Below are 11,803 nucleotides of genomic sequence, written 5' to 3' on the forward strand. Positions count from 1 at the left end.
GTACGGGGTGTGGTCAGGACGCCGGGCCGGGATCGGTGTCCCGCCTGCGGGGCTGGTCCCGGAGCTGGCGGATGGTGCGCGAGTCCGGGTGCCGGCCGGCCCACATGCCGAGGTAGAAGCCGGCCCGGGTGCTGAGCGGCCGGGCCCAGATGCGCGGGACGAGGACCTCCAGGAAGGCGGCCAGTTCCTTGTCCGCGTCCCCGGCGAGCAGCCAGCGCCGCAGCAGGTCCCAGGCGCGCGTCGAGCTGTCCTGCCCCATCAGGGCGTGGCGCCAGAGCCGGACCAGGGCGTCGGCGCGGTCCGGGTCGGTCATGGCGGTGTCGGCCAGGACGGGCCGGTCGCGGCGGTCCGGGCCGGCGCCGTAGCGGCTGAGGATCAGCAGGGTGCGGATCGCGTGCTTGGACAGATGGTCGTTGTCGGAGGTGATCCAGCGGTCCAGGGCGTCAGCGGTGGGGCCGGGGGCGCCGGCGAGGTAGAGCCAGGACATCGAGAAGGCCACCGAGCTGCTGAACGCCAGCTCCGGCCGGCTGCCCAGTTCGCGCAGCGCCCAGAGGGTGTCGGGGACGTCCAGGGCGCCGACGAGGGTTCCGTAGGCGCGGGCGGCGCTGTCCTGGAACTCCCACCGGGGGCTGCTCAGCCAGCTGCGGATCTGGGCCCGCACCCGGCCCACCATCGCGGGGTCGTGCGCGGCCATCTCCAGGGCGAGCGCGGCGGACTGCCGGTAGGCCGCGGACTTCCGGGCCCAGTGCCGGATCAAGTCCCGGTAGACGCTGTCGAAGTCATGGCTGAGCAGAACCCCGGCGATGTGCGCGGCCCGTACCCTAATCCGCTCCAGCGGCCCGGCGACCAGCGCCGTCAGCCATTCGCGCAGGGGGTCGCGCAGGCTGTCGTAGTCGTGCCAGACGACCTCGATGACGGCGTGCATCAGCTCTTCGTCGACGAGCCGGGCGCACCGGGGGTTGTCGTCGGTGCGGCCGCCGGAGACGGCGTCCCCGGAGGCGCGCATCTCCGGTGGGATCAGCTGGTCCAGCTCCCGCTCGAAGACGTGGTTGGTGGGGGCCGGTTCACGGGTCTCGTAGCGCGGCAGCACGGTCGCGCTGAGGACGGCACCGGCTTCGAAGACATCGGAGAGCGGGTGGCCGTGGAAGAAGGCGTAGGCGATACGGAAAGCCTGGCGGTGCGGGTCCAGCACCGGGCCGTGCGAGGACTCCGCGGGGACCTGCAGCAGCTGTTTGGCCAGGCGGCGCAGCCGGTCGCGCCACTGGCCGATGACATCGCTGAGGCTGGTGTCCGCGGAGTGGATGCTCTGCGCCAGCGCCTCGGCGAACTCCACGACGCTGCGGACGGACGGGGCCCCGTCGAGGGTGCGCTGCACGAGCGGGGACTGAAGCATCCGCGCGGTGAACGCGGTGGTGTGCTCGGCGGTGCAGTCCTGGTGCGGGCATCCTCCGGGGTGCCCCGCGAGCAGTCTGCGCAGATGGACGGCGAGGACCTGGCCGAGGGCCGGGCGCCGGTGCTCGACGGCGTGCGGCTGCAGCCCGTCAGGAGCCACCCGGCCCAGTTCGCCGAGGATGACGAGGAAGGCACGCTGTTTGCGGGCGAGATGGCCGAGGGTCTCCAGGGTCGACAGCTTCAGCGGCTGGTCGTCCAGGTCCACGACGAAGCCGCCGGGGGTGAGCAGGTCGTCGGCGCGATGGCACAACGCTTGCAGGATGCCCGGTGCCTCGCTGTGCAGGATCTGGATGCGGTCATCGGGGCAGCAGCCGGCGAGCAGGGTGAGTGCGGTGGACTGCCGGCCGCTGCCCGGCTGCCCGGCGAGCACCAGGACGTGCTGTGCCGCGAGCCGGGCGGCCATCTGGGGCTGCTGGTCGACGTCCTGATGGGAGTCCAGGTGGTGGGCGACGGTCAGCGGCGAGACGCTGAGCGCCTGGATCTCGACGCCGCTGTCGCCGCCGAGGATCAGCTGCTCGGCGTAGAAAGCGGAGCCGCTGCCGTTGGCGACCGCGCTGCGCTTGAGCTTGTTGAGGGCGTTCTGCTGCCGGGCCTGCTGGTAGAGGGCGAAGTCGCCGTCGCCGGTTTCCCGGCGGGACGCGGCCCGGACGGCGTCCTGGACCGGCGGCCGGCCGTCGGAACTCCGCTCCGGAGCCTGGTCGTTCGGGACGCTCGCACCGGTGCCTCCGGTGCTGTCGGACGGGCCGGCCGGGCTCGGCTCCGCCACTTCGGCCGCGGGCGGTGCCGGTTCCTCCGCGGCGGCGGGCTCCTCGACCGGCGCCTCCACCGCTTCCTCCGGACCGGCCTGTTCGGTCTCGCTCACTGTCGGTCTCCGCTCTGTGCGTCGCGGTTCTGGTTCACGGTGGCGTTGCCGCTCCCGTTGGCGACGGCGCAGCCGTCATAGGCGGAGTGGGAGCCGGGTGCCGGGGTGCCGTACGCGGGCGACGCCGGCTGCGGATCCGGCCGCGGCGCCGTCCTGCGCACCGGTACGTGCTCGCGCAGCGCGTCCGTGATGACGGGGAGGTCGAGGTGCGCGTACGGCACCCGCAACTGCATGAACTGGCGTTCCGTCAGCTCTGCGATATCAGCGGGCAGTTGCTCCTTGGTGGGGAGCCGGGCCGAGTCGATCAGTACGGGGATGACGGTCTTGCGCCACTGCAGGGCGCGCTGGATCTCATCGTGGACGTAGTCTCCCGGTACGTCGATCCGGCGCCGCCCGTCGGCGTCGTGCAGCGAGAGCCAGTTGGGGCCGATGAGGACGAGGAGGACCCCGCAGCTTTCGAGGTGGCGCCACAGCTCCGGCGGAAAGTGCGCGCCCGGCGCCGTGGTGCGGCGGTCCCGGAAGACGTTCTCCGGCCCGAATACGTCCTTCAATTTCTCGTCGAGCAGGACAGCCGCCACGGCGCCGTCGCCGGTCCGGTAGTTGATGAATACTCCGGCCATGAGAGTTCTGCCTTTCCTCGGGATGACAGCAATGGATTGCGGCAGCCGGGTGTGGTGAGCGTTAGCCGGACTGTCGCGGGCACAGGGGGATGAAGCCGAGATTCACAGGGGTTTCAGGCGTGGTCAACGCGTTGCCCTCGGCCTTTTGGCCGGGCAACGGAACACCACGGGTGCGGCGGCAGTGCGGCTCTTCGGACGGCCTTCTGCGCTGCAGGGACGGCGGTCGGGAAGTCAGGCAGGATTTTCCGGTCCGGTCCGGTGGGTGTGCAGACCGATCGCGAGGTGCGGAAGGGTCCGGCGGACGGTGGGATTCTTTGGCCAACGATTCAGGGCGCGGCTCAGCCGCAGCAGATCGGCGCGGATGGTGGCCGAGTCGATGAGGGCAACATGGGAAGCGACCAATTCCGCGATCGCACAGGCCTGCTCGATTTCCCCGACGTTCGCCAGTGCAAGCGCGAGCCGGGCGCCATACCGGGCTCTGGCGCGGCGGGATTCCGGGGGAATGGCGTCCAGACCGTCGCCGAGCAAAGTAACGGCCTCCCCCGGGGAGCCGAGGTCGTGCATGCACCAGCCGGCGACGAAGGCCGTCAGATCCGGCAGATGGACACTGCCGAGCACCGGGTCCGTACCGTCCGGCGAGACCGCACCGGAGGTCAGCTCCGCGCCGCGGTCGAGCGCCCGGCGGCAGGCGTCGCGATCCCCCACCAGCGCGTGCCCCTGCGCCTCGCGCTGTGCGGCGAGACCGCGGATGCGGACGCTGCGGGCCTGCTGTGCCGCCCGGCGCGCCAGCTGGACGGTGGCCACCGAGTCGCCGGTGTACAGGGCGAGTTCGGCCCGCCGGATCAGGGCGTAGGCGGCCAGCTCGTCGTCCCCGCCGTCCGCGGCCAGCTGGACGGCCTGTTCGGTCCACCAGAGCGAGGCCGCGTCGCTGCCCGCCTCCTGCGCCATCCAGCCGGTGTACTCGGCGAACCGGGAGGCGAGGCGGAGCACGACATCGCGGTGAGCGGGCCGGGCCTGGTGCGCCATACCGCGCAGCGCGCTGGTGGCCGCGATGGAGAGCTGAGCGACCACCGACGGCCCGAAGAGCTGCCCCAGCCGGCGGAACTCATCGAAGACATTGCGGAAGTACGGCAATGCCGAATTCGTCTCCCCGCTTTCGAGGAGTGGCGGCGCGAGAGACCAACTCACAATCGTGGACGGCAGGGCCCCGCCACCGGACGGCGCGGGATCGAATGCCATGAAATCGCTCTCGCCGCCGGCGTGCATACGTAATGTCCAGGGCGTACCGACATCCGCTTCAGTGAGCGGCGTCATGGACGTACTGCGCTCGGGTGCGGAAATCAGGCTGCTGAGTTGTCCGCCGGCCTGCAGCGCGCTGTCACATAACTGCGCAAGATCGTGACTGGGCGCCTTCACACCGCGCTCGATCTTGCTCAAGTGCCCTTTGGAAAAGCAGATCAGACCGGCAAGTTCCCCCAGCGACAGCCCCGCTTCAATCCTTCGCCGCCGTAACTCCGCACCGAACCGCACAGGAATCCGCTGCACCCCGCTCGCCCCCCTCGTCGTTCGCGACCGGTGAAGGGAGTGTGCCACGCATCACAGCAACTTCCCCATCCCCTTCACGAATTGCTTGCTATCGGTTTCATCACGCTCCGCTTCTGGCCAGGTAAATCCCTTCCCCGCAGGAAGGGCCGCTTGCACCACGGTCCCATCGAGGCTGCCGCCCGTTCCGCAACGCCGGGATTCCACCCGGCCGGCCGCCCTCGTCACCCCGGACGGAGCGACGCTCCGGCTCAGCCGTTCCACTCCCGGGGAGCAACCGGCCCGCTCTCCAGGAGGTGGCTCACGGTGTGCACCACGCGCTCCAACAGCGCTTCGTCGTACGGCAGGAACGGCAGCGGGACGGCGCCCCGGCCGGCGGGCGGAGCCAGGTCGACCGGATCGCCTTCCCGGGTCACCCTGCCGGTGGCCAGGTGGATGTCATAGCCGTTCAGGTGCAGGTGCCGGTCGCCCAGCTCGATACGGCCGGAGGCTATGTGCGCGGCGAGGACGCGACGCAGCGCCGCCCGGCGGAGTCGTGCGGTCCGGCCGAGCGGCTGGTCGTAGAGGCGGTTCAGCGCCTGCCAGGTGTCCCGGTCATGGGCGTGCGTGGCACACCAGGCGAAGCTGCCGGCGCTGACGAGGAGGTCGACGGCGCGCAGGATTTCCGACCGCCGTACGGCCTCGACGCCCGCCAGGGGCCGGGGGTTCCCGTCGGCGTGCTGGAGGAAGACGTCCTGTGCCTCGGCCCAGCCCGTGGCACCGGGGTGGAGGCCCCCGGCGATCCCGAAGCGGACCTTCATATCCCCTACATCCAGGGTCAGTTCCTCGTCCTCGATGTTCCAGCCCTGGCGCACGGCGAGGCCGAGGACGGCTTCGACGCGGACGAGGTGGCCATGGAACATCGAGGTGGCGGGGCCGGTCTCCGCAGGCAGGTAGTGCTCCCGGTAGACCTGCCGGAAGGGCTGTCGCCATTGCAGTGCCGCGATCCGGTCGCGCCACGTCCGCCGTTCGGCCGGAGTGGCGCGGGCGGGGTGCCAGAGCCGGACGGCTGCGGAGGGCGCGGGGGCGGCGAGCGCCGGTGCATCGGCCGCGGGCAGCACCGCCCGCCATGCCCCCGGGGCGTACTCGATCTCCCACACCAGCCGACGGGCGGTGCCACGGGCCACGGGGTGCCCGGCGAGCGCGGCGCACCAGCGGTCGTAGCGGTAGACGGTCCCCTGGGCGTACCCGTCCTCCAGCGCTCCTCTCAGGGTGCGCACCTGGGCCCGGGTGCGCCGCAACAGGTCGCGGGCGCGGGCGACTTCTTCGGGGTGGGCCCGCCGGACCGGGGCCGGCGGCGACTTCACCGTGCGTCCGTCGGCGTTCTCCCAGGTGAGCACGGCATCATCGGTGACGGTGAGCACTGCGGTGGCGGTGCCGCAGGAAAGGTGGCGGACCCCGTCGGGGCCGTAGCCGAGGTCGGGGAGGCGGAGCGCGACCTCCGGGCGCCGGCCGAGCCGGCGTTCGGCACGGCGCAGCAGGCGGTCGAGTTTCTTGCTGACACCGGCATGCCGTACGACCCGCCGGGCCTCGCGCAGGGCGGCGAGGGACTCGGGTGTCGGGTAGGCCTCGACGGCCTGCGCGAGGGCGATGCAGGCGCCCTGTGAGGGCAGGGTCTTGGCGCTCGTGGGCGCGACCGCGACCAGCGGCAGCAGGGTGGCGAAGACCTCTTCGGCCCATGGTTCGTCGCGCCGCAGGGCCAGCCGGGCGGCGCGGCGGAGCGTATCCGTGTCGGCGGGCGTGAAGGCCTTGTCGGCTGCGTAGGGGACCCGCCCGCCGTGGAGTGCGGCGAGGTGGTCGGCCGCGGTGTACAGGGCGCGGCGGGCGCGTTCGGCATGCAGTGCGTCGGACGGTCCGGCGTCACCGTCCGGCAGGGGCGGCCAGTCACCGGGCAGGGGCCCGTACCGCTGGTCCTCGGCGACCCTCGCCCGGTCCCGGGCGCCGGTCGCGAGCATGACCTCCAGCTCCGCGAGCCGCAACGGGCTGTCGGCGTACACGCCCCTTAGCCGCGCGATGAGTTCCTCCTCCACCACCGGGCCGGCCAGTCCGGCCACGGCCAGCGCGGCATCGGCGACCCGGTCGGCCTTCGGCGCGGCCGCCCGGACGAGGAGGGCGGCAGGCTCCGCCAGCGCTTCCCGGTTCCACGGCTCCGTGCAGCGCAGCAGCGCCCCGGCCGCGAGGCGCACATCGGTGGGCCGCGGTGATTCGGCCAGTGCGGCCCAGAGCGCGGTGAGAGCGGCGGCGGTGAAGGACGGCTGCACCGTCGTCCAGGTCACCTGGCGGGCGGTGCGGCGGGCGTGGTCCGGGGCGCTCTCATCGGCGAGGGTGCGGTACGCCGTGGGCAGCAGCGCGCCCAACTTCCCCGGTGTCAGCCGTGCGCAGGCGGACCAGAGGCCACCGGACCAGTCGGCGTCGGGCTGCGGTCCGGCCATCGCGGCGCGCAACTGCGTCGCGTGCGAGGAGAGTTCGTCCATGCCGACAGACCGTAGCCGCAGGGTCTGACAACGCGGTCCGCACGCCGACGGCCGGCCGCACCCCCGTGCGACCGGCCGCCTTGTGGTCTAGCTGATCAGGTCCCGGGTCCGCAGGTACCCGGCGGGCCGCTCGTGTTCGCCGAACCAGCGGTGGGCGGCGCGGGAGCGGGCGGCCTCGATCACCGCACCGCTGTAGTAGCGGACGGCGAAGACCGGGAGACCGATGCGGTAACGCCGGTCGGCCACACCCGCCACACCGGCCTGCTCCTGGACGAACAGCGGAGCCAGCTCCGGTTCCTGCGGCTCCGGCACACCGCCGGTGGGGCACAGTTCGAGGCTCATCAGCCGCTGCGTCGAGCCGTCCGCTCCCTCGCACCAGAAGAGGCCCACGGCGTCCAGCCCGTCCCACGGGATGACCGCGTGCTCCGTCTTGTTGTGCCGCCACCACACACCGGTCGCGTCGAACGCCAGGTAGGCCTCGCGGTCGCCCCACACGGCCCACGCCATGAACAGCCCGGCCACGCCGAACGCCAGGCACCAGATGACCGCGAACACCCACGCGCCGACGCCGTATCCGTAGGCCACACAGGAGACCGGCATCGACAGTCCGAGGAGGAGAGCGGCGACGGCACCGGGCATGGTTCGGCGCATTCGCTGCTTGCCGAAGCGGAACATGGTGGCGTCCGGGGAGGGGGTACGTCCGGGGAGCATGCGGGCAGTCTATGAAGCGCCGCCGCCCCACTGGACAGCGGGCCCACATGCCCGTTTCGGCACGGGAATCCGGGTCACGCATCCGCTCCCGAAAACTCGTTTGCGCGGCCGCCGGGCCCCGTCTAATCTCACGATCATCGACGTGTAGCTCAGCAGTAGAGCGCCGGGCTTCAGACCCGGAGGGCGCGGGGGCGGAACCCGCCACGTCGGCTCATGAATGACGACGCTGAGCAGCAGCACCTCACCCCGGCCCCGTCGTACGCACGGGACCAGTTGTCGAAGGCCTTCGTCACGGCGCTGACCCACGAGGAAGCCGCAACCCGCCACCGCGCGCAGGAGCGGACCCGCCGCTGGCGCAAAGTCCTGGACGGCCTGGCCAACGGCTCGTTGGCGGCCGGTTCGCGCACCCCGGTGGCCGGCCTTCCGGCCTGGGTGACCCTTGAGGTCGCCCGGGGTGGCTTCGCGACCGGTGAGGCGAGCGCCGGCGGACCGCTCCAGCCGTACGAGAGGGAGGCGGCGCGCCGGGCCGGTGTGCGGGCCGACCGAAGGGCGCTGTTCGTGCACGCACTGACCGACGCCGGGCTGGCCGGCCTGTACACGCTGCTGGACACCGGGCGCTATGAGGTGTCGGTGCCCGAGGAAGCCGCGCTGCTCACCGTCGCCTGGCTGGTGCGCTCCGGGCGGGAGGCCGAGGCGGCGGAGCTCGTCGAGGTGCTGGCGCCGTTCGCCGGCCGGCTGCGGTTCACGCCCCGGCCGTCGGCCGCGCCCGCGCCGGACGCCTCCGCGGTGCACCGCCGGACGGTCGCCGACGCCGGCCGGACCCTGGCGCGCCGGCGGCCGCATGCGGCGGTGGAGACCCAGCGGGAGGCGCTCACGGTCTGGCAGCCGTTCGCCGACGCACTGCTGGTCCACTGGCTGGAGACGGCCGAGGGCGAGCGGGTGCTCGCGCGCACGCCGGACAAGGGCTGGCACAAGCGCGGGGTGGCCCTGCTGCAGCGCTACCGGCGACTGGCGACGGCCCACACGCGCTGCGGAAAGCATCGCAACCCCAAGGAGAATCTGGGCATTCTGCTCGGTGCACTGCAGGAGACCGCTGCCAGGCGCCGGCTCGACGCCCGCCGCATCGGGCTGCTGCAGCATGCCGTCACGGCCATGATCCGGCGGCGCGGGGTGCCCGGTTCCGAGCGGCATCTGACGCTGCGTGGCCGACAGGCGGCGCAGGGCGCGCTCCCCTCGCACCACGCGCTGGCACAGCTGGTGCTCCGCCGGCTCGGCGCACTCCCCCAGGACGTGGGCGCGGCCGATGTCGACGCACTGGTGGTGCCGGTGACCGAGGCGGAGCACCGGGAGACCGGGCTGCCGTCCGGAGCCCCGGTGCCCGCGGCGATCCGCGGTGTCGTCGAGGCGACGCTCAGCGCGCCGCTCGGCACCCTCGTCGAGCGGGGCGTGGTGCCGTCGGCCGAGGTCCTGGCCGAGCTGGTGCCGCAGCTGGTCGCCGCCACGACCGCCGAGGCCTGTCCCGACGAGGCGCTGCGCACCCTGATGGCCGCCAACTACCGGGCGTTCCGTAACCGCCGTTCGCTGCTGCTGCTCCATCTGGAGCGACAGGTGCGGATCGAGGAGCTGCCCTGGGTACGGGTGGTGTCCGGAGAGCGGGGCGACGAGGCGGCGCAGGAGGGTGCACTCACCGCGCTGCGCCGGCTCGGCGAGCTGGCCGTGCAGGGATTCCCGGGCACCCTGCTGCCCAACCCCCTGGTCCGCGAACTCGGTGTGCTGGCCCGGCAGGCCGATCTCGGTGCGCCGATGGTCGAGGAGCTGGCGGCGGACATCTTCATGGGCACCTTCGCCCCGAAGTTCCTCACGGCGGCCAGGATCGCCGGTGAGCTGCTGCGCGGCACGCTCTACGAGCGCTACTACGGCATCGACTACGCGGAGATCCGCAATCTCGCGGTCGCCGAGGCGGCCGAGGCGCTGACCCGCGCCTACCGGCCGCGTAGCTCCCCGCAGTTCGCGCAGCTGTGCCTCAGTCGGGCCGGGTCGTCCGGCCGGAGCCGGGCGGCGGCGAACGGCCAGGTGATCGAGCAGGCGCAGATCCTCACCACCCACAATCTGGCCACGCTGGTACGCCAGGTGGGCATATCCCCGGAGCCCGGTTGGCAGGATCTGGCCGTGCGCTGCTTCCGTACGGTCTGCCGGCTGACGGCCCAGGTGCACCACCACCCGCGGCCGCTGGCCACGATCAAGGACGCGGCGTACGCCTGGCGGCAAATGATCTTCTATCTCGCCCTGTGCGCGCCCGACGAGCAGTCGCAGCTGCTCGGCCGCCTCGACGAGGAGACAGCCCGTCACCCGGCGCATGTCGCCGCCCGGCTCGCCCCCGCCCTGGCCGGGCTGCGCCTGGTCGCGACCGGTGACAGCTTCACCGCCGACGGAACGGCGCTCGGCGGCCGGGCCCGCCGCTTCCTCGGCTGGAGCGCCGGGAAGCACTGGCTGCGCGATCTGCCGCCGACGGGGCGGTACGCGACGCACTGAGGAGCGGCGTCTGCGCGGGTCCAGGACGCCGAACCGAGGGAAAACCTCCAAAACCTCCCACTCATTACTGTGCCCGCCCAGACGATCATGGGAGGGTGCGTGGCCGCAGACTTGCACGGAGCGGTGCGTGCTCCGGTACCGGCCGCCTCTTCCTCCGTGACGACCCGAAGGGCGTACCTCATGAGCGAACGCGTCATCACCCCGCGCAGCCGTGGCTTCCTCTTCCTCGACTCCCACCCGGCCGGCTGCGAGCGCCTGGTGCAGGACATGTGGCACGCCGTCCCCGCCCCCGGCGAGGTCCCGGACAACGCTCCGGTGGCCCTCGTCATCGGCTCCTCGGCAGGCTACGGGCTGGCCGCGACGATCTCCGGCCTCGCCGGGGTGGGCATCCGCGGCATCGGTGTCTGCTTCGAGAAGGCCCCCACCGAGCGGCGCACCGCGACGGCCGGCTGGTACCGCACGGCCGCCACCGCCGAACTCGCCCGCCGGCACGGTCACGAGATGGTCTTCCTCAACGGCGACGCGTTCTCCGACGCGATGAAGGACCAGGTGGCGGAGCTGCTCCGGGAGCGCTTCGGCCGCCTGGACCATCTGGTTTACTCGGTCGCCGCTCCGCGCCGCACCGACCCGGACACCGGTGCCACCTACGCCTCCGCCCTCAAGCCCATCGGCGCGGCGTACCGCACCAAGACCCTCGCCTTCGACGACGACGGGACGCCGAAGGTCAGGGAGGTGGAGACGGCGCCGGCCACGGAGGACGACATCGAGCAGACGGTTGCGGTGATGGGCGGCGCGGACTGGGAGCGCTGGATCGACCGTCTCGCCGACCGCGAGCTGCTCGCCGACGGGTTCACCACGGCCGCGCTGTCCTACATCGGCTCCCCGCTGACGGACGGGATCTACCGGCAGGGCACCATCGGCGCCGCCAAGTCCCACCTCGAAGCGACCGCCCGTACGCTCAACGAGCGCCTGCACAAACTGGTCGGCGGGCGCGCGGTGACGTCCGTGAACGGGGCCGCGGTCACCCAGTCCTCCACCGCCATCCCGGGCATCGCGCTCTATGTGGGCCTGCTGCGCGGTGTCCTCGGCGACGCCATGGTGCCGCCGATCGCCCAGCTGTCCGGCCTGTGGGACCAGCTCACCGGTGCCCGGCCGCTCGATGTCGACGATGACGGCCGGGTCCGTCTGGACTCCTGGGAACTCAACAGCGCGGTGCAGGCTGCCGTGACCGAGCGGTGGGAAGCGGCCACCACGGAGAGCATCACCCGGCTCGCCGATCTCGACTGGTTCCACGCCGAGGTCCAGCGGCTCTACGGCTTCGCGGTGCCGGGCATCGACTACACGGCCCCGACGGCCACCCAGGTGCCGTGGCCGGACGCCCTCTCCTGACCCCGCGAAGAATGCCGCCGAGCGTCCACCTGCCGTGAATGCAGCGGCTTCGCGTGCCCTTCACGGATGCGGTCGCACTTTCACCCCCGCGGCCGGGTTGGGGGTGTAAGGGCGGAACACCCCGGGGGGGGTGTGGGCGGGGGGTTGGGGCCGCGAACCCCCCCCCCCCACAAACGAGCCCC

At 72.5% G+C, this 11,803-nt stretch carries 7 protein-coding genes; 2 read left to right on the top strand and 5 right to left on the bottom strand.

Annotated features, from left to right (window positions below; genetic code table 11):
• Positions 1–13: 13 nt before the first annotated feature.
• From ACFW5B_RS03340 to ACFW5B_RS03360, 5 genes are all read right to left on the bottom strand, one after another.
• Positions 14–2,314, bottom strand: a complete 2,301-nt coding sequence (locus tag ACFW5B_RS03340; protein WP_386432457.1) for a hypothetical protein — start codon at positions 2,312–2,314, stop codon at positions 14–16.
• Positions 2,311–2,934, bottom strand: coding sequence for a toll/interleukin-1 receptor domain-containing protein (locus ACFW5B_RS03345; protein ID WP_386432459.1), 624 nt, complete (start codon positions 2,932–2,934; stop codon positions 2,311–2,313). The genes ACFW5B_RS03340 and ACFW5B_RS03345 overlap by 4 nt, the downstream gene beginning before the upstream one ends.
• A gap of 231 nt (positions 2,935–3,165) precedes the next feature.
• Complete coding sequence (locus ACFW5B_RS03350; protein WP_386432461.1) at positions 3,166–4,527, bottom strand: helix-turn-helix domain-containing protein; 1,362 nt, start codon at positions 4,525–4,527, stop codon at positions 3,166–3,168.
• 200 nt (positions 4,528–4,727) lie between these two features.
• Entirely contained in the window at positions 4,728–6,989 is a 2,262-nt protein-coding gene (locus ACFW5B_RS03355; RefSeq protein WP_386432464.1) for a DUF4132 domain-containing protein, read from the bottom strand.
• 87 nt (positions 6,990–7,076) lie between these two features.
• Positions 7,077–7,700 (bottom strand): hypothetical protein, encoded by a 624-nt coding sequence (locus ACFW5B_RS03360; protein WP_386432466.1) that lies wholly within the window; start codon positions 7,698–7,700, stop codon positions 7,077–7,079.
• Positions 7,701–7,913: 213 nt separating this feature from the next.
• Here ACFW5B_RS03360 and ACFW5B_RS03365 point away from each other — a divergent pair, with 213 nt between their 5' ends.
• Together ACFW5B_RS03365 and fabV are read left to right on the top strand one after the other, a co-directional pair.
• Entirely contained in the window at positions 7,914–10,232 is a 2,319-nt protein-coding gene (locus ACFW5B_RS03365) for a hypothetical protein (protein WP_386432469.1), read from the top strand.
• A gap of 180 nt (positions 10,233–10,412) precedes the next feature.
• On the top strand, positions 10,413–11,621 hold the full coding sequence (gene fabV, locus ACFW5B_RS03370; RefSeq protein WP_386432472.1) for an enoyl-[acyl-carrier-protein] reductase FabV: 1,209 nt from the start codon (positions 10,413–10,415) through the stop codon (positions 11,619–11,621).
• Positions 11,622–11,803 lie beyond the last annotated feature (182 nt).

Source organism: Streptomyces sp. NPDC058773 (assembly GCF_042746015.1).
In the GTDB taxonomy this organism is placed as follows: Bacteria; Actinomycetota; Actinomycetes; order Streptomycetales; family Streptomycetaceae; genus Streptomyces.